Annotated in this window: 9 protein-coding genes; 8 read left to right on the forward strand and 1 reads right to left on the reverse strand. The window is 53.6% G+C overall.

Going from position 1 to position 20,965, the window contains the following annotated elements:
• The 7 genes from FBQ85_04745 to FBQ85_04775 all read left to right on the forward strand — a co-directional run.
• Positions 1–3,226, forward strand: a 3,226-nt coding sequence (locus FBQ85_04745) for a response regulator (protein ID MDL1874466.1), incomplete at its 5' end; no start/stop codon positions are given.
• Positions 3,227–3,344: 118 nt separating this feature from the next.
• Positions 3,345–4,139: a GxxExxY protein gene (locus FBQ85_04750; GenBank protein MDL1874467.1), complete on the forward strand. Its 795-nt coding sequence runs from the start codon at positions 3,345–3,347 to the stop codon at positions 4,137–4,139.
• A gap of 166 nt (positions 4,140–4,305) precedes the next feature.
• Complete coding sequence (locus FBQ85_04755; GenBank protein MDL1874468.1) at positions 4,306–8,253, forward strand: GAF domain-containing protein; 3,948 nt, start codon at positions 4,306–4,308, stop codon at positions 8,251–8,253.
• A 381-nt stretch (positions 8,254–8,634) separates the two neighbouring features.
• Entirely contained in the window at positions 8,635–9,108 is a 474-nt protein-coding gene (gene tnpA / locus FBQ85_04760; protein ID MDL1874469.1) for an IS200/IS605 family transposase, read from the forward strand.
• A 787-nt stretch (positions 9,109–9,895) separates the two neighbouring features.
• Entirely contained in the window at positions 9,896–13,669 is a 3,774-nt protein-coding gene (locus FBQ85_04765; protein ID MDL1874470.1) for a hypothetical protein, read from the forward strand.
• A 249-nt stretch (positions 13,670–13,918) separates the two neighbouring features.
• Entirely contained in the window at positions 13,919–14,296 is a 378-nt protein-coding gene (locus tag FBQ85_04770; GenBank protein ID MDL1874471.1) for a response regulator, read from the forward strand.
• Between the two features lie 114 nt (positions 14,297–14,410).
• Positions 14,411–16,645 carry a GAF domain-containing protein gene (locus FBQ85_04775; protein MDL1874472.1) on the forward strand — a complete coding sequence of 745 codons (2,235 nt, stop codon included), beginning with the start codon at positions 14,411–14,413 and terminating at the stop codon, positions 16,643–16,645.
• Between the two features lie 150 nt (positions 16,646–16,795).
• Here FBQ85_04775 and FBQ85_04780 read toward each other — a convergent pair whose 3' ends face one another.
• Positions 16,796–17,068 carry a hypothetical protein gene (locus tag FBQ85_04780; GenBank protein ID MDL1874473.1) on the reverse strand — a complete coding sequence of 91 codons (273 nt, stop codon included), beginning with the start codon at positions 17,066–17,068 and terminating at the stop codon, positions 16,796–16,798.
• A gap of 110 nt (positions 17,069–17,178) precedes the next feature.
• Here FBQ85_04780 and FBQ85_04785 point away from each other — a divergent pair, with 110 nt between their 5' ends.
• Entirely contained in the window at positions 17,179–20,772 is a 3,594-nt protein-coding gene (locus FBQ85_04785; protein MDL1874474.1) for a hypothetical protein, read from the forward strand.
• Positions 20,773–20,965: the final 193 nt, after the last annotated feature.

Here is a 20,965-nt window from a genome sequence, read left to right on the forward strand (position 1 = left end):
CCGGGTGAAGGCCAAGAATATCTATCAGCACGAGAGCCGTGAAGCGGTGTATGAATTTAAGATTCTGCCGCCGTGGTATCGCACCGCGTGGGCTTATCTTTTCTATCTTTTGGCAGCGGGAGGTTTTGTCATCGGCCTGGTCAGAATACGCACGCGCCAGCTCGAGGCCCGCCATCGCGAGCTGGAAAAGATGGTGGAGGAGCGCACGCAGGAAATTCAACAAAAAGTCAATGAACTGGCCATCATCAATAGCGTGCAGCAAGGGCTGGCCTCCAAATTGGAAATGCAAGCCATTTATGATCTGATCGGCGACAAGATTCGTGAAATTTTTGACGCGCAAGTGGTGGACATCGCCATCTATGACCGCAGCGCCAATCTTCTGCGCTTCCCGTACGCCATCGAACGGGGAGTGCGCTTCCCCGATGAGCCAATCCCGTTGATCGGATTTCGGCGGCATGTCATGCACACCCGCCAACCACTGATGATCAACAAGAATATTGATGAGGAAGGCGCCAAGTACGGCAACCCAACGGCGATTTCGGGTGAACCCCCCGAGTCGGTTTTGTTTGTGCCGCTCGTGGTGGGCGACGAAGCGAAGGGGGTCATCTCGCTGCAAAATCTTGATCGCAAAAATGCCTTTACGGATTCAGATGTGCGTCTGCTCCAAACCCTCGCCAACAGCATGAGCGTGGCGCTGGAGAACGCGCGGTTGTTTGATGAGACCAACCGGCTGCTGAAAGAAACCGAGCAGCGCAACGCCGAGCTGGCGGTGATCAACAGCGTGCAAGAAGGCTTGGTGCGCGAGCTGGACATGCAGGCGATCTACGAGCTGGTGGGCAATCGTATTTGTACGTTGTTCGATACTCAGACCGTCATCATTCGCACCTTCGATCATGCGGCTGGCCTCGAGCATTGGCACTACGGCATTGAAAAAGGCGAACGCTTGGAAAGCGCGCCGCGTCCGATAATTTGGGCGAACCGCGAGCTGATCCGCAAGCGCCTGCCGCTGGTGATCAATGAAAACTACGCCGAGACCGCGCGCACGTTTGGCGGCAAAGGCGTGACGGTTGGCAAACCGCCGAAGTCCGCAGTGTTCATGCCCATGCTCGTTGGCGACACGGTCAAAGGCTCGATCAGCTTGCAAAACGTCGATCGCGAGCATGCTTTCAGCGAATCGGACGTGCGGCTGCTCTCGACGCTCGCGAACAGCATGAGCGTCGCGCTGGAGAACGCCCGGCTCTTCCATGAAACCAATCGCCTGCTGGCCGACACCAAGCAGCGCGCCGCCGAGTTGGCGACGGTCAACAGCATCAGCGAGGCGCTGGCCTCGCAACTAAATCAAGATGATCTCATTCAATTGGTGGGCGAGCAGATTCGGCAGGTGTTCAGAGCCAACATCGTTTACGTGGCGCTGCTCGACAAAGCGACGAACCTGATCCATTTCCCCTACAGCTTCGGCGAGGACGCTGCGCCCATGGCCTTCGGTGAAGGCTTGACTTCGCAAATCATCAAAACCGGCAAACCGCTGCTCATCAACGAAGACGTTGATGCAAGCTATACGAAGCTCGGAATTGAGGACATTGGCGTCAAGGCAGAATCTTACCTCGGCGTGCCGATTCCGGTGGGAACCGAAGTCATCGGCGTGATCAGCGCTCAAAGTTCCGAGCAGGAGAATCGCTTCACGGAGGCCGATTTGCGGCTGCTGAACACGATCGCGGCCAACGTCGGCGTCGCCTTGCACAACGCCCGCTTGTTCGAAGAAACGCAGGAAGCGCGCGCCGCTGCCGAAGAAGCCAACGAGGCGAAGAGCAGCTTTCTCTCCACCGTCAGCCACGAGCTGCGCACGCCGCTCACCTCGGTGCTCGGCTTTGCGAAGATTATCAAAAAGCGGTTGGATGAAAAAATCTTCCCGCTGCTGCAAACCGAAGATAGCAAAGTGAAGCGCACCATCGATCAAGTCGCGGAGAATCTCAACGTCGTCATCGCCGAAGGCGAGCGTTTGACCACGCTCATCAACAACGTGCTCGATCTCGCCAAGATCGAAGCCGGCAAGATCGAGTGGCATGAGGAAAAACTCAGCGTGCCGGACATCATCGAGCGCGCAACTGCCGCCACCGCCTCGTTGTTCGACGGCAGCGGCCTGAAATTGAAAAAGGAAATTGCCGCCGGTTTGCCGGAAATCATCGGCGACCAGGACAAATTGATTCAGGTGGTGATCAATCTTATTTCCAATGCAGTCAAATTTACCGACAAAGGCTCGGTGACCTGCCGCGCGCAGCAGAAAAACGGCGAGATTGTGGTGAGCATCATCGATACCGGTATGGGTATCGCGCCGGAAGATCAACCGAAAGTGTTCGAAAAATTCAAGCAGGTCGGCGAGACGCTCACCAACAAGCCCAAAGGCACCGGCCTGGGCTTGACGATTTGCAAGGAGATTATCGAGCATCACGGCGGCCGGATTTGGGTGGAGAGCGAGTTGGGCAAGGGCAGCACCTTCTCCTTCGCGCTGCCGATCAAAAGCCAAACCGCGCACGAGGGCGAATTAGCGCATGTTAATTTCGCCGCGTTGATGGCGCAACTCAAGCAGCGCGTGCAGACCACGGCGATGAAATCGAAGAATGGCAAGCCCCGCATTTTGGTGGTGGATGATGAAGCCTCGATTCGCGAGCTGCTCAATCAAAATCTGCAAGAAGCGGGCTATCAAGTGCGCACCGCGAGCAACGGCCGCGAGGCGCTCGAACAAGTCCGCCGCGAGCATCCCGATCTCATCATCCTCGACGTGATGATGCCGGAGATGAACGGCTTCGACGTTGCCGCCGTGCTGAAGAACGATCCCTCGACGATGGACATTCCCATTTTGATTTTGTCGATCGTGCAAGACCGCGAGCGCGGCTTCCGCCTCGGCGTCGACCGCTATCTCACCAAGCCCATCGACACCGAAGCGCTGCTTCGTGAAGTCGGCGCGCTGCTGGAGCAGGGCAAGTCGCACCGTAAAGTCATGGTCGTCGATGAAGACGCCTCGACGGTGAAGACGTTGGCGGAGGTGCTGCAAGCGCGCGGCTATCACGTCGTCGCAGCCAACGGCCCGGAGTTGGTGCAGAAAGCGGTTTCCGAGAAGCCCGATATTATCATTTTGAATTCGATGCTGTCGGGCAAGCAAGAATTGGTGAAAACGCTGCGCTTCGAGAAGGGGCTGGAGGATGTGTTGTTTTTGGTGTATCAGTGAGTTTCTTGTAAAACTATAGCCCCAACTGATAGATTAAGACCAACGGATAAAGGCTTTTATTTTTGATCGGTTGGTGACATTGATTAACTAATCCAAAATATCTTCTTGGAGGTTGATTATGGCGCTTTTGCATAAAGAGTTGACCTTCGAGCTGCGAAAGTGTATGATTGATGTACACAATGAATTAGGAGTGGGTTTCGATGAGGAAACCTATCATCAAGGCTTGATTCGCCGCTTTATGAAAGCAGGGATGCCGTTTGTGTCAAAGCAACAGCGGGGGTTAACGCATCGGGGTGTGGCGGTCAGGGCTTTTGAGTTAGATTTTCTGGCTGACGATACGGTCATTGCTGAACTGAAATGCTTGCGATGTGGTTTTCTGCGAGCGAACTACATTCAAATTCTGTCGCATCTCAAACTTTGGCAAAAGCATTTGGGGCTTCTGGTCAATTGGGGATTCCCTAGGCTGCAAATTAAACGGATTCCATTTAGTGAAAAGCCAAAAGAAATTACTGAAGAGTACGGTTATATAAAAGGAACCTTAACTGAGCCTGAACGCCAAACACTGGCAAAGCTGCGAGATGCTATCTTATTTGTATTGGAGACCCACGGTTTGGGATATGGAAAATCCGTATATCAGGATTTGGTCAAGGCAGAACTGCAATATCGCCAAATCAAAATGGAAAAGGGAAAGAAAGTCGACGTCATGTATGACGGTGAGCTTATTCGCTCATTTCCAATGCGGTTTTGGCTGATTGAGAATCGAATTCTCTGTGACGTTACCGCCTTGCAAGATAGCATCCTGCCGGAGCACGCCGTGCGTATGCAGACTTTTCTGAAACATCTCAATCTCTCAACCGGCCTGATTGTCAATTTTGGAAAAAGAAAACTGGAGCTTCGTGGTGTACATTACTAAACAGTTAGCTTTTCAATTTCAGAATAAAATTCTGAAAGCTCTTTATCAACGGATAGATTAAGACCAACGGATGAAAAGCAAAAGTTTTATCAGTTGGTCTTAATCTATCCGTTGGAGATTTATTGGCTTTTGATGCCGATTCGGTGTGTTTATAACCAAAGAAGCGATGATAAAACCCATCCCCAAAATGTTCCGAGCAAAAATCATCGGCGCGATGGCGTTGTTGCTGCTGAGCGTGCAACCGAACCTTCATGCACAGAGCACTCCTCGCCTCGACCGCGTTCCCAGCGAGCTGGGGCTGTCGCAGAATCTCATTACGTGCCTCATGCAAGACCGCAAGGGCTTTCTCTGGGGCGGCACCAAAGACGGCTTGAATCGATTCGACGGCTACAAATTTACCGTCTATCAATTCGATGCTTATGATTCGACTTCGCTTTCGGACAGTCATATCACGGCGCTTTTGGAAGACCGCAGCGGACGCATTTGGGTGGGCACCCTGCGCGGGTTGAATTTGTTCGACCGGCGCGCCGAAGTTTTTTATCACTTGCTGCCGGATTCCGCCAATCCCAATACGATACGCCACGGAACGATCAGCGCTTATGGAATTGCCGAAGATGCGCACGGCGCGGTGTGGATTGGCAGCGGCGACGGGCTAAGCCGCATCACACTTCCCGCTGGCGCCAAGGATTTTACCGGCGCGCAGATGACGCACTTCACGCGCGATCCCGACGACCCGCAAAGCTTCAATAGTCCGGCGGTGAGCAACGTGGTCGTCGACGACAGCGGCGCGGTGTGGTTCGATGCCGGCGCCGTGTACAAGCTCATGCCCGAGAAAAACGGTGAGCGCTACACACTCACCAAAGTTGACTGCGCCCCTGCCGATGATGCGAAGTGGCAAGCGATTCTTGATAATCCCGGTGATGTCCGTTTTCTCATCAAGGGCCGCAACGGCAAGCTCTGGATTGGATGCGGCCCAGGCCTCATCAGTTGGGACGTGCGTACGCAGAGCTTTTCACACTATCCCTTTTGGGAGCGCCCGACAGACCTGCAATACACCTGGTGGGCCAACGCCGGTGGCATGGCGGAGGATCGCGAGGGCACAATTTGGATGGCAACCGTTTACGAGCTGGCGCGCTTGGGCCCTAAGACAAAAGTGTTTAACGACTATCGGTTTGAATCCAGCACCCCGGGCAATTTCCCCGAACACGGTTTGACGAGAGTGCTGCAAGATAGCGCCGGCGTCTTATGGCTCGGCTCGAACGGCAATGGCTTGTTTCGCTACGATCCCCAGGCCGAGCGTTTCAACCGCCGGCGGCGCGACGGCAAATTGGCATTGTGGCGCGGCAAAAGCTTACGCGGCATTTGCGAAACGCGCGACGGCAATGTATGGCTGGGATCGGCTGCCGGCGGGCTCTTTCGCTTGAATCGCATTACCGAGGAGCTGGTCGAGATGTATATACCCCCCGGTATACCCAATTGGGGTTTCGTGTATTCGATACTGCAAGATCGGCAAGGGAGAATGTGGTTCGGCTCCTCCAATAAACTAATCCGCGCGGACTGGCAGGGCAACAGGTTTGAAAATGTCTCCTATTTTGATCTCGAGCCGGAGGCCGGCTTCACAAATTTCGTTTATAAGGTGCACGAAGATCGGCGCGGGGATATTTGGATTACGACGAAGCGAAACCTTTGCCGGCTGGATCAGGCCACGGGCAAATTTGAGTACTTCGGTTTTCTCAATACGGATAATCCCACGTCATTGCAATGGTCGGAATACATCTCTATTTACGAAGATCGTAACGGCGATTTCTGGCTCGGCACCGCTGAAGGCTTGAGGTTTTTTGACACCAGTCAGAAAACGTTCAAAAGCTATCGCAACGATCCGCAAGATCGCGCGAGCTTGAGCCACAACATCGTGCGCGCTGTTATTGCCGATCCGTTCGAACCCGAGCGTTATCTTTGGGTCGGCACTGCCGGCGGCGGGCTGAATCGTTTCGACCGGCAAACCGAGACTTTCACGCATTTCACCGCCAAAGACGGCTTGCCCAACGACGTCGTTTATGCGATACTCGACGATAAAGAGGGCAATTTGTGGATGAGCACGAATTACGGCTTGTCGAAATTCAACCCTCGTACCCATGTTTTCAAAAACTTCGACGCCAAAGACGGATTGCAGGACAATGAATTCAATTCCACCTCCTATTTTAAAAGCGCGAGCGGCGAGTTGTTCTTTGGCGGCATCAACGGTTTCAATGCGTTTTATCCCGAAGACTTTCGCGACAATCCCCATGCGCCGCCGGTGGTGTTCACGAATTTTCAGATCCTCAACAAATCGATTTCCCACAAAACCCCCGGCTCGCCGCTCGCGCAGGCGATTTCGGAAACCGAGGAGATCACGCTTTCTTATGAGGACAAAGTTTTCTCGTTTGAATTTGCCGCGCTGGATTTTACCGCGCCCTCGAAAAATCAATATGCTTATAAGATGGAGAATTTCGATGCCGATTGGCAGCAAGCCGGAACGAGCCGCACCGCGACTTACACCAATCTCGATCCGGGCGAATACGTGTTCCGCGTCAAAGCCTCGAACAACGACGGTGTTTGGAATGAAAAAGGCGCGTCGATCAAAATCATCATCACCCCGCCGTGGTGGCGAACGTGGTGGGCGTATGCGGTTTACGGACTTTTGCTGGCGGCCTTCATTTTTGCGGTGGATCGAATTCAACGACGGCGCCTGCGTCGGCACGAGCGGGAGCGGGCGGCGCTGCGGGAAGCGCAACTGCGCGCCGAGGCCGAAAACGAGCGCCGGAGGAATGTCGAGCTGCTGAGCGACATCGGCAAGGAGATCACCGCTTCGCTGGATTTCGAGATCATCTTTTATCGGCTTTACGAACATATCAATGCGTTGGTCGACGCGACGATCTTTGGCGTCGGCATTTATCAGCCGGAGAGGAATCAGATCGAGTACAAGTTCGCCATTGAAAAGGGCAAGCGTTACGAGCCTTACACGCGCGACACCCGCGACAAAAATCAATTTCCGGTGTGGTGCATCGACAATCGCCGGCCGGTTTTCATCAATGATGTGACGCAAGAATACAGCCGTTATCTTGACGCATTCAAATCGGCCAACGTGGACGGCATGGTGCTTGAAGACGGCACGCTTCCGGAAGAGCCGCTCTCCATCATTTACCTGCCGCTCATCTCACAGGAAAAAGTATTGGGCGTCATCACCATTCAGAGCTTCAAGAAAAACGCCTACACCGACTATCATTTGGGCATTCTGCAAAATCTCGCGGCTTACACGACCGTTGCCCTCGAGAACGCCCGACTGTTCGAAGAGATGCAACAAGCGCGCGCCGCCGCCGAAGCCGCCAGCCAGGCCAAGAGCGACTTTCTCTCCAACGTCAGCCACGAGCTGCGCACGCCGCTCACTTCGGTGCTCGGTTTCACCAAGATCATCAAGAACCGGCTGGAGGAGAAGCTGTTTCCACTGCTGCACAATGATGATCGCAAGACGCAGCGCCTCGTCGATCAGGTGAAGGAGAATCTCAACGTCGTCGTCGTCGAAGGCGAGCGGCTGACCACGCTGATCAACAACGTGCTCGATCTCGCCAAGATCGAAGCCGGCAAAGTTGAATGGAACATGGAGACCCTGGCTGTGCCGGAAATCATCGAGCGCGCGGCCGCTGCTACCGCCTCGTTGTTCGAGAGCAGCGGCCTGAAACTGATCAAAGACCTGGATGGTGATCTGCCAGAAATTATCGGCGACCGGGACAAGCTGATCCAGGTGGTGATCAATCTCATTTCCAACGCGGTCAAGTTTACGGAAAAAGGCGAGGTGGCCTGCTGCGCCAAACGGAAAGACAGCGAGATCGTCATCAGCGTCAGCGATACCGGCATCGGCATTTCAACGGAAGACCAGCCCAAAGTGTTCGAGAAATTCACGCAAGTGGGCGACACGCTGACCGACAAACCGAAAGGCACCGGCCTCGGCCTGACGATCTGCAAAGAGATCGTCGAGCATCACGGCGGCCGCATTTGGGTGGAAAGCGAATTGGGCAAGGGCAGCACGTTTTCGTTCGCGCTGCCGGTTGACACAGAGAAAAACTCTGGCGAATAAAAAGCAAAAGCATTCACGCAAAGACGCAAAGGCGCAGAGACACCGCAAAGAAAAGCAAGAGCAAAAACTTTGCGTAATCTCTGCGGCTCTGCTCCTTTGCGTGAAAAAACGCCTCGCCAACGCCGTCGGCGTGGCATGTTGATTCAATGAGATAACAACCAACATGCGGCACAGCAACATGCCACCCCGATGGGGTTGGCGGTTCTTTTCTCAATCACGTTTCTATAAACATGTCAACCCTACGGGTTTTTGAATCGGTGTCGCATTCGGCAACGCCGGAGGCGTGATATGTTTATAGTCATCAACATAATGAAAATTCAAGAACGCCATCGGCGTGACATGTTCTTTAAACGAGGAAACAAACAATATGCGAGGTAGCATATGGCCAACACCTATACCCAAATCTATGTTCATGTCGTCTTCACAGTGCAAGGACGACACAACCTGATTAGAAAAGAGAACAAGGAAGAATTGCACAAGTACCTCACCGGCATCATTCAAAACAAAGGCCAGAAGCTGATCGCCATCAACAGTATGCTGGATCATGTGCACATTTTTATCGGCATGAAACCGAGTATCGCGTTGTCCGATTTGATCCGCGACGTCAAAAACAATTCTTCGAATTTCATTAACGAAAAGAGATGGATACGGGGGAAGTTCAATTGGCAAAAAGGTTTCGGCGCTTTTTCTTATGCGCATTCGCAGATTGATGCCGTAGCCAAATATATTTTGAATCAGGAGAAGCATCACGCGAAAAAGACGTTCAAAGAAGAATACGTGGAGATGTTGAAGAATTTCAACGTTGAATACGACGAGAAGTATTTGTTTGAGTTTTATGAGCTTCCGGAAAAATAAAACGCCGGAGGCGCGAAATGTTTATAGCCCGGTACCATCATAAAATTTTAAAACGCCGTAGGCGTGGCATGTTTATAGACCAGCGCCATCACAAAGATTCAAAACGCCATCGGCGTGGCATGTTCGCAAAGAAAAGCATTGATCAATATCCGTCACAGAACATGTCACCCCGATGGGGTTTGCGGCTTGTTCGATGTCACGATTCTATAAACATGTCAACCCTACGAGTTTTGTATCGGTGTCGCCTTCGCCAACGCCGGAGGCATGATCTGTTTATAGACCCATGCCATCACGAAAATTCAAACGCCGGAGGCGTGAAATGTTTGTAGACGTGCACAGCAATAAAATTTAAAAACGCCATCGGCGTGACATGTTGATTAAACGAGACAATGAAGAACATGCGCCACAGCACATGTCACCCCGATGGGGTTTGCGGCTTGTTCGATGTCATGATTCTATAAACCTACAGTATTTTTTGAGGGTTGCATTTGCCAACCCCGGAGACGTGAAATGTTTATAGATCAGCGCCATCAGCGAAATTAAAACGCCGTAGGCGTGACAAGTTGATTTTACGAAATAACAACGAACATGCGGCACGGCACATGCCACCCCGATGGGGTTGGCGATTTGTTCTAATATTGCGTTACTATAAACATTTCAACCCTATGGGTTTTTGAGCAGTGTCGCATTCAATAACGCCGGAGGCGTGAAATGTTTATAGCTCGCGCCATAATGAAAAACCCAAACGCCATCGGCGTGGCATGTTCATAAAGCAAAAGAGGTTCTCATGAAACCATTTCCAAAAATTCTCCTGCTGGTGCTGGCTTGCATGGCGAGCGGCGCCGGCAGTCTCTCGGCTCAGCGCAACGAGATGGCGATCCAGCGGCTGAATGCTTCGGACGGGCTGGCGGAAAACAGCGTCCTATGCATGCTGCAGGATCACCTGGGCTTTCTCTGGCTGGGCACGCAGTACGGCCTGCACAAATATGACGGCTACGCCTTCAAAGTCTACCTGCCAAACCCCGATGACCCCGGAAGTATTCGAAGCAGAAATTTCCTCAATATTTCGCAGGGGGTGCGCTATGGTTCGCAGGGGATGTTGTATGAAGATGCCGACAGGAATCTCTGGATCGGCGGCGACGGCGGGCTGCACCGCTACCTGCGGGATTCCGACCGCTTTCTGCACTATCCCCTGCAAGTTGGAGCAGAAAACCTCGAGCACTACAAAGTGGTCCATATTACCGGAGATCCCGCGAGGCAGGGCAGACTCTGGGTGAGCGTTGAGGCTCGCGGGCTGTACCAATTTGACCCGGCGCGAGAAACGCTGGTTCCGGTTGAGAGCATTAGTAACTTTTTCAACAGGGCAGCCGATAACATGAGATTAAACGATGCCGACAATGACGGCATCTATGAAACCCGCGTCACTTTTCCCGCCTCTGAATATGGCTACACGCTGGAATATAAATTTGCGGTGCGCCACCCCAATGGTTCCATGATTTGGGAAGAGGGGCCCAATCCCGCCAATCCGCCTCACGGAAACCGCACGATCATTTTGCGCGGCGGAGATATCGATCTCTCTCCGGTTGACTTTGGCGCTCCGAACGATTTCGAAACGGGCGATCTTACTCACGCTACCGGTAACGCTGCACGATCAACCACCATCCGATTTCAAGTCAACACCAAGCGTCGTCTAACGCCACCCCTAGCGCCCGGCGATTCCTTGTGGCTTCTGGGAAATCTCCCACCGTTGAATTGGCAGGTTCGGCCTGAGTTTAACAGTATTTTTTGTGAAAACGATAGCATCTTTTGGGTGGGCACCAATGGAAATGGTTTGTTACGATTCAATTTCGAAGCGGAGCGTGTCACCCATCATTTCATCCCCACCCATGATCCTCATAGCATCAGCAGCAATTCCATTTGGACGATGTTTCAAGATCGCCGTGGTACCTTATGGATCGGCACTGATGGTGGTGGGTTGAATAAACTTGTACAACCGGCCGCGGGTTCTTCCGAGAACCCGGCCGGAGGGTTTGGCCGAACCACGCTAACGTTTACGCGCTATCAGCACGATCCCAATGATCCGCACAGTCTCAGCAGCAACGAAATAAATTGCATCGATGAAGATGCCAACGGGGAGCTTTGGATTGTTGCCGGCATCGTCGGTTCTTCTTCTAATCAGCTTAATCGCTTCAACCCCCAAACCTCCCAGGTTACCCGGTATCCAATAGATCTGAGCAATCGTTTAGGGGCCGTGCTGGTTGATCGTTCCGGTCTCCTCTGGGCCGGCAGTTGGAACGACGGCGTATTCAAACTGAATCCCAAGGCGTTGAAGTTCCCGCATTACACCATGCAGCCTGATGAGGCCAACAGTTTTTATGGAAAATATATTCGGGCCATTTGTGAGGATCGCGCCGGCAATATCTGGCTGGGCGGCGATATGGAGGGGCTTTACCGACTCGACCGGCAAAACGGGACATACACTTATTTTAAAAGCGATCCGGCGCACCGTGACAGCCTGAACGCCACGGCGATTTGGGATATTATTGAAGACCGTAACGGCGCGATTTGGATAGGCTCTAATGAAGGACTTCACAAGTTTGATCCCCACAAAAAGGTTTTCAAGCGCTATCAACATGATCCACGGAATCCCCAAAGCCTCACCACGAATGGTATCGCCAGCATTTTCGAAGATCGCTCCGGCGTGCTGTGGGTGGGTGCCTGGAATGGCGTGTTGCATCGCTTTGATCCGAAGACTGAGACCTTCACCGCCTATCGTGAATTTGAAGAGAATAGCGACTGGTATTCCGGCGGCCCACTACTTGATATTGTGGAAGATGATGTGGGCGTGCTCTGGCTGGGGAAAGGCGAAAACGGCTTGGTGAAATTCGACCCTGCTATTGGAAAGCTGAAAGGCTTCAAAGAAAATTCATTCGACGCCTCTGGTGTGGGCCGGCTCCGCATTGACCGTGCGGGCCGGCTGTGGTATAGTGGGCTCGGCATTAGGGGACTGGCTCTGTTTGACCGGAAAACCGAAACCGTGACCAAAATTATTACGGAGGCCGACGGCTTGCTGCAAAATACCGCTTATGGGATTGAGGAAGACACTCACGGCAATCTCTGGATTAGCTCGGCGCGGGGATTGAGCAAGTACAATCCCGAGCGTGGGACGTTTCATCATTACTTCAAGGAAGACGGCCTGCAGGACAATGAATTTCGTTTTTTTGCGCACCACAAGAGTCGCAGCGGCGAGCTGTTTTTCGGCGGACAGCACGGCTTCAACGCGTTTTACCCGGACAGCATCAAAGACAGTGATTACCTGCCGCCGATTGTGTTGACGGATGTGCGGATCGACAACCGGCCCGTTGCCATTGGCAAGGACTCGCCCTTGCGGAAAGATATTGCCGTGGCCGAAGAAATCACCCTGGCTTACGATCAAAACGATATTGCGCTCACGTTTGCCGCGCTGGATTTCAGCATGCCGGAACGCAATCTTTATTCGTTCAAATTGGAGAATTATGACGACGACTGGCACGCCCCAAGCCAGGAGCGCACCGCGGTTTACACCAACCTCGATCCCGGCGAGTACGTGTTTCGCGCCAAAGGCACGAACTACGACGGCGTGTGGAATGAAGCCGGCGCTTCCTTGCGCATTGTGATCACGCCGCCGTGGTATCAGACCGCGTGGGCGTATGCGCTCTATGCCGTGCTGGGCCTCGGCTTGCTTTACACGATCAGAAGAGTCGAGTTGCAGCAGCGTGAACAAAAGGCCAGAATAAGAGAATCGGAGCTGCGCGCCGAAGCTGCGCAAGAGGCGAACGAGGCCAAAAGCACCTTTCTTTCGTTTGTGAGTCACGAGCTGCGCACGCCGTTAACCTCGGTGATCGGTTTTGCCAAGATCATCCAAAAGCGGCTGGCCGAGCGCGTCTTTCCGGCAACCCAAACCGATGATCCGAAAACCAAAAAGGCTGTCCAGCAGGTGAGGGAAAATCTCACCGTCGTGATCAGCGAAGGCGAGCGCCTCACCAAGCTGATCAACGACGTGCTCGATCTCGCGAAAATCGAGGCGGGCAAATATGAATGGCAGAAAGAGCCGGTCATCATGCCCGAGCTTTTGGAACGCGCCGCCGCCGCGACCTCTTCGCTGTTTGAGAACAAAGGGCTGAAGTTCATCAAAGAAATCAACGGCGAGCTGCCGGAGCTGGTTGGCGACCGCGACAAGCTGCTGCAAGTGGTGATCAATCTGATCTCGAACGCGGTGAAATTCACCGACACGGGTTCGGTCACCTGCCGCGCACAAGGTTCAAACGGCGAGATCGTGGTGAGCGTGATCGACACCGGCGACGGCGTCAGCCCGGAGAATCAGCCGAAGGTATTCGAGAAATTCAAGCAAGTCGGTGATTCGTCGTCCAACCGGCCTAAGGGCACGGGCTTGGGCCTGCCGATCTGCAAAGAGATCGTCGAGCATCACGGCGGGCGGATTTGGGTTGAGAGCGAATTGGGAAAAGGCAGCACGTTTTCGTTTGCGCTGCCGGTGGAGGCGGAGAAAAATTCTATTGAGTAAAAAGAAAAAACTCTCACGCAAAGCCGCGGCTCGACTGAGCTCGCCGAAGTCAAAGGCGCAGTGATATCGCAAAGAAAATCTCAACGAGTGAAGGAAGGCATTCATCGAGTTGTGCTTGGACTGGAGGAATAGAGCTTTGCTTTTCTTTCTTTGCGTAATCTTTGCGTCTCTGCGCCTTTGCGTGAGGCTTTATTTTTCCGTTGAGTTGTTCCTATTCGTAATTTTTTATCTATCACTTAAGGAGAATCTATGAATCACAAAATCCTCATCGTCGACGACGAAGCCCATCTGCGCATGCTGATCGAGCAAACCCTGGAAGATCTGCAAGATGAGGGCGTGGAATTGCTGACCGCCGGCAATGGCGAAGAAGCGCTGGAGACGATCAAGGCAGAAAAGCCCGACCTCGTCTTCCTCGATGTGATGATGCCGAAGATGAGCGGGTTCGACGTGTGCCAGGCGGTCAAAAAAGAATTGAAGCTCGAGGGTATTCACATCGTTTTGCTGACCGCGAAAGGCCAGGAGTTTGACAAACACAAAGGGCAGGAAGTCGGCGCCGATCTCTACATGACCAAACCGTTCGACCCGGATGCGCTGCTGGCGAAAGCCAAAGAGGTGCTTGGCATATGATGGCATTTAGCCCCGGCAGAAGAAACAATCTCGACACGGCGGAATCGTCTCAGACGACACGCCAGTTTTTTCAACCCCTGTAGAAAAACCTGTGAATCAAAACCGAGAGTGCGAATGGCTCGCGTAAATCTCAAAAATCTTGTTGGCAAGAAAAAGGAAGCCGCGCCCGTGCTCGCCCGTCTCATGGAGGCCATCGGCGCGCCGCTTGCCATCACGGATACAGAAGGTCAGTTGCTGCTCGGAGAAGGCCTGGCAAGTTCTCCGGCAAAATTCCCGGTGCACTGCGACGGTGAAATTCTCGGATGGGTGACCGGCAACGAAAAAGCCGAGGCCGTGGCAAGCCTGCTGAGCTACCTTGCCGGCAAGGAAAGCGAGAAGAAAACCCTCGGGAACGAAGTACTCGGCTTGTATCGTGAAACCAATTTAATCTATAGTTTTTCCGAGAAACTTGCGGTCTCGCTCGAGGTCTCTGCCATCGCGGGCGCAACGCTCGAGCAGGCGCGCCAGCTCATCAAAGCGAGCGGCGGTTCCGTTATGTTGCTGAACGAAGAGCAGCGCAGGCTCGACAGCGTTGCCGCATTCGGCCACGGCATCGTTGCAGCCAACGGCCGCAAGCTGGGTGAAGGCATCGTGGGAAGTATTGCCGCGACCGGTAACGCTGAAATCGTCAATGAGGTGAACTCGGATCCGCGAGCGGATGACAACGAAAACGCCATCAGCTCTTTGATTTGTGCACCCCTGAAAGTGAAAGAACAGGTCAAAGGCGTGCTCATTTTGGTGAGTGAGGCCCCCACGGCCTATACGGCGGGAGAGTTGAAATTGCTGATTTCCGTCGCCGCGCAAGCGACGCTGGCGGTGGAAAACGCTTTATTGCACGAAAAAATGGTGCGCGAAGCGACGCGTAAAATCGAAGAACGTCGCCGCGAGCTTGAAATCGCGGTGCAGGAAAGAACCGCAGAGCTGGCGACGCAAAAAGAGAACGTCGAACTGCTCAGCGAGATCGGCAAAGAGATCACGGCGTCACTGGACGTGGACACGATTTTTTACAAGCTGTACGAGCACGTCAATCAATTGGTGGACGCGGCGATTTTTGGCGTCGGCATTTTTGACCCCGAGCAGGAACAAATCGAGTATCGCCTGGCGATTGAAAACGGCAAGCGCTATGCGCCCTACACGCGCGCCATGAGCGACAAAAATCAATTGCCGGTATGGTGCATTGAAAACCGGCAGCCGGTTTTTATCAATGATGTGACACAAGAATACAACAAATATGTCGGCGCCTTCCGTTCGGCAAATGTGAATGGCGCGCTGCTGGAAGATGGCACACGTCCGGAAGAGCCTTATTCCATCATTTACCTGCCGCTAATTTCGCAGGAGAAAGTCCTGGGCGTTATTGCCATCCAAAGCTTTCGGAAGAATGCTTATACGGAGTATCATCTCAATCTTCTGCAAAACCTCGCGGCCTACACCAGCATCGCGCTCGACAATGCCGATGCCTATCGCCGCCTGGATGCCACGCTGCAAAACCTCAAAACGACGCAGCAGCAGCTCGTCACTCAGGCCAAGCTGGCTTCGCTCGGACAGCTCACTGCCGGCATTGCGCATGAGATCAAAAACCCTCTCAATTTTGTGAACAACTTCGCGGCGTTATCCATCGATCTGGCCAAAGAATTGAATGAAACGCTGGCATCGAATGCAGACAAAAAAATCAGCGAGCTGATGGGCGAGATTGAAGACATTCTGGCCATGTTGCAACAAAACGCCGAGAAGATCAATCACCACGGCAAGCGTGCGGACAACATCGTGAAAAGCATGATGGATCACGCCCGGGGCTCCTCGCACGAGCGCGAACCGGTGGAGGTCAACCGTTTGCTGGATGAAGCGGTGAATCTGGTTTATCACGGCATGCGCGCGAATGATGCGACGTTTAACGTCACGATTGAAAAGGAACTCGACGCCTCGATCGGCAAGCTCGACGTTGTGCCGCAGGATATGAGCCGGGTGTTTTTGAATATCGTCAACAATGCCTGTTATGCCGCCCAGCAAAAGAAGAAAGAAAAGCCTGTCGCCTTCTCGCCGATACTTTCCGTCGCTACCAAAAACCTGGGCGATAAAGTCGAAATCCGCATTCGCGACAACGGCAACGGCATTCCGCCAGACATTCGCGAGAAGATTTTCAATCCGTTCTTCACGACAAAACCGACCGGACAGGGAACAGGTTTGGGATTGTCGATCAGCCACGATATTATCGTGCAGGAACATCACGGGGAGATTGCGGTGGAAACGGAGGAAGGGAAATTTACGGAGTTTGTGGTGCGGTTGCCGAGGAGCCAGGGCGAAAGATGTTGAACAAGATTCTCAATCTTGAGAAACCTTCTCAAGCTCTTTCAGAAAAGTGGCCACGTTCACGATACGCACGCCTTCGCCGCCGAATCTTAGCGGGTGCGCCGGAGGGATTCAGCAATGCCGCCATAAAAACGTTGGTATCGATAACGGCGATCATTGAGAGTTGCGTTTCCGCCGCCGCTCGCGCGATTCACGAACCAGGAGATCGATTTCCTTTGCCGAAAGGCCGCCGGCTTTTTGAACTTGTTTGCGCATGCGGTCGGCAATTTCCCAGAAACGCTCAAAATGATTCTGATCATCCAACAAGCCCAGAAATTGCACGGCACGCTCAAAAGCGAGGCTGTCGTTGCCGCGAAAAACTTTCTGCGAGATGGCCTTGAATGCTTGCGCCGATTCCGGCTCGACTTTAATTTGCAGCTCAGTCATATAGCACCTCGAATCAAAGCTGTTATTTTCTTTTTTGTTAAATAGAATTTAGCCTTTTATAAGGCAATCCCAAACAAAAATTTTCAACTACTTTCCAAAAACAGCTAAAAATGAAAAAACTAACCTTCCTGCTTCTTTTCGCTGTCAACGCCGGTTTTGCACAGACTGCCACCGGCGATTTCCAAAACTTCAACCCTCGTTTCGAAGTCTTCGAGTTGCCCGGCGGCGCCAGCGGCAACAGCGTGCAGGGCATAGTGCAGGACAGCACAGGCTTCCTATGGTTCGCCTCGCAGGCGGGGCTGCACCGCTACGACGGGCAGAACTTCGTCACCTACCAACACGACCCGCTTGACGCCAACTCCCTCTCCAGCGACTACGTCGAGTATATCTTTCTCGACAGCAAGGGCGTGCTCTGGATGACGCATTGGGCCGCGGGCGGTTTGACCGCTTTCGACCCGGCGACGGAGACCTTCACCCACTACCGCCACGACCCCAACAACCCCGAATCCTTGAGCCACAACACCAATTCCGTCGTCGTCGAAGACCGGCAGGGCTACATCTGGGTCGGCGGCGAGGGCGGGTTGGACCGGCTCGACAGAAAAACGGGCAAGTTCAGGCAATTCCACCACGATCCCAACGACCCCCGCAGCCTTTCCTACGACCTGGTGCGGGCGCTTTATGTGGACAAGCAAGGCACGCTTTGGGTCGGCACGGGCTTAGCATTCGCCACTTCGAACAAACTCGGTGGGCTGAACCGCTACGATCCGAAAACCGAAACTTTCACCCGCTACCTCCACGATCCCGCCAACCCCAACAGCCTCATCGACAACAAAGTCCGGGGGATGCTGGAAGACAGCAAAGGCAATTTTTGGATCGGAACCGGCGGTGACGGGCTGCACCGGCTGGACCGGGAAAAAGGCACGTTCACCCGCTTGACCTTTGACCCCGCAAACCCCAACAAATTGAGCAGCCCCAGGCTTCGGAGTCTCGTGGCCCAAGCGCCAAGCAGGCACATTACCTCTATCCTCGAAGACCGGAACGGGCGCATCTGGATAACCGCCGCTTTTGCCGGGCTAACTGTCTTTGACCCAGCATCCGGCGCGGTTCGGCATTTTGAAGCTGAAAAAGGCGCATACAACCTGACCACTAATTTTCTCTGGCAAACTTTTCAATCGGCTGACGGCGTTATCTGGATTGCCACCGGCTCCGGCGGCAGTACCGTTTTCAAAGTAAGAAGGCAGGACGAGCAATTCCCGTTTTTTGATTATCGAAAAGACGCAGCCATCGGCAATAGTGTAACTTCCATTGCTAAAGACCATGCAGGCAATATCTGGCTAGGATTTAGCAACGGCATCCCTCTGATTCGCTACGACCGCAAAACCGGCAGGGTGTTTCATGCTTCCACCGGCAACCCAGATGGCAAACGGGACGATGAATTGAGCGCCCGGCAGGTTTCCTGTCTTTCGGTTGACCGGGAGGGGGTGCTGTGGATCGGCACGGAGCGGGGATTGTTCCGGCGTGATCCCGCCGGTGGTGGGCGAGGCAAGTTCCGGCGCTACCTCGACCACATCGGAGATACCTGGATCGAAAGCATCGTGCACGACCGGGAAGGGTACGTCTGGGCGACCGATTGGGCAACGGGCTTGTACCGGCTCGACCCCAAAACCGGCGAATACGTCAATTACCGGCATGACCCCGCCAACCCCAAAAGCAACGGCGGCAACGCAGCACAAGGTGCCTGGCTGGATGCAAATGGCAACATCTGGGTGGGCGGTGGCGAATGGGAAAACCTTGATGACGGCCCGCTTTTTCTCGACCGGTTCAATCCCGCCCGGCAAACTTTCACCCATTTTATTAAAGAAAAAGAAACAGGCTCCGCCTCGAACATCACCGGCGACGGGCAAGGCAACATCTGGTTCGTTGACCAGGTGGGCAGTCTTCAAAAGTTAAACCTGGCAGACGGGAGCCGTCAAAAGTTCAGTGACCCGATTATTAACCTGAAAAGGGCAGGCGGAGGCGGGGATATTGCACTCTCGAAAGGAAACGATGGCAGTTTATGGCTGTACGGGCGGAACGGGCTTTTTGAGTTCGACCCCGAAACGGAACGGTTTTATGCCTACGGCGAAGCCTTTGGCGTTCGGCCTCTCGGCGCGCCCAACTGCGCTTTCCACGTCGCCGCCGACGGCGAGATACTGATTGCTGGTCGGCAGGGCTTCCTGGCTTTTTATCCTGAAAAAACCGTACGGGCAAAAAACTACCGCCCGCCCAGGGTGCGCATCACAGCTTTCCGTTTGCTTGGCAAATCCGTGACGCCGGGCAATAGTGCCGGCAATCTTTATCCGGGCATTCTGGAAAAACCCGTCTGGCAAACCTCCGCTCTCCGGTTGGCGCACGACCAAAACGTACTGGCTTTCTCGGTCGCTTGTTTTGATTTTTTTGACCCGAAATCCATCCAACTCGAGTTCATGCTCGAAGGCTACGACCGCACGGGCTGGCGCAAAGACCTCCGGGACGGCGAGACGCCCTCCTACATGAACGTGCCGCCGGGCGAGTACACTTTCCGGGTGCGGGGCGCCAACAGCCACGGCGTCTGGAACATGGAGGGCGCCAGCCTGCGCCTCACCATCCTGCCGCCCTGGTGGAAAACCTGGTGGGCGTATGGCGCCTATGCCGTTCTTTTCGGCCTGTTGGTGTTTGCGGTCGATCGCGTGCAGCGCCGGCGGCTGATCCGCAAAGAACGCGAGCGCACCATGCAGCGTGAACTCGAGCAGGCCCGCGAGATCGAGAAAGCCTACGCCGAGCTGAAAGCCACGCAACAACAACTCGTCACGCAAGAAAAGCTCGCCTCGCTCGGCCAGCTCACTGCCGGCATCGCGCATGAGATCAAGAACCCGCTGAATTTTGTGAACAACTTTGCCGCGCTGTCGGTGGATTTGGCGGCAGAGCTGCGGGAAGGAATCGTAAAACGTAAAACAAAAAACGTAAATGGGGATGAGTTTGAAGATATGGAAGAGATTATCGCGATGCTGGAACAAAACGCGGAGAAGATCAACCACCACGGCCAGCGCGCGGACAATATCGTGAAGAGCATGATGCAACACGCGCGCGGCTCCTCCGGCCAGCGCGAGATGACGGACATCAATCATTTGCTGGACGAGGCGGTAAATTTGGTTTATCACGGCATGCGCGCGAATGATCCCTCGTTCAATGTCACAATTGAAAGGGAATACGACGAGACGATTGGCAAAATCGAAGTCGTGTCGCAGGATTTGAGCCGCGTGTTTTTGAATATGGTGAATAACGCGTGTTACGCGGCTTTTCAGAAGCAAAAGGCAACCGGCGGCTCGACCGAGACCTCGGCGAGCTCGGTCGAGCCGCTCGCCGAGGTCAAAGAGCAAAAAGCAAATGGGGGTGGTTTTTCGCCGACGATTGCGGTAAGTACGAAAAATTTTGGAGACAAAATCGAAATCCGCATTCGCGACAACGGCAATGGCATTCCGTCGGAGATCCGCGAGAAAATTTTCAATCCGTTTTTCACCACGAAGCCAACGGGACAGGGCACGGGGTTGGGCCTGTCGATCAGCTACGACATCATTGTGCAGCAACATCGCGGGGAGATTCGCGTTGAAACGGAAGAAAAGAAGTTCACGGAGTTTGTCGTGCGGTTGCCGAGAAGCGCGAAGGGCATGGAGCAGAGGGCCTAGCGCTTTCAACGCCGGAGGCGTGAAATGTTTATAGCCAGCGCCATCATGAAAAATTCAAAACGCCATCGGCGTGACATGTTCATCGTTTTTGAAATATGATGCAACGCCAACATGCCGCCCGGCAACATGTCACCCCGATGGGGTTGGCGCTTTGTTCGATGACACGATGCTATAAACATTTCATCCCTAACGG

This window comes from Cytophagia bacterium CHB2 (genome assembly GCA_030263535.1).
In the GTDB taxonomy this organism is placed as follows: Bacteria; Zhuqueibacterota; Zhuqueibacteria; order Zhuqueibacterales; family Zhuqueibacteraceae; genus Coneutiohabitans.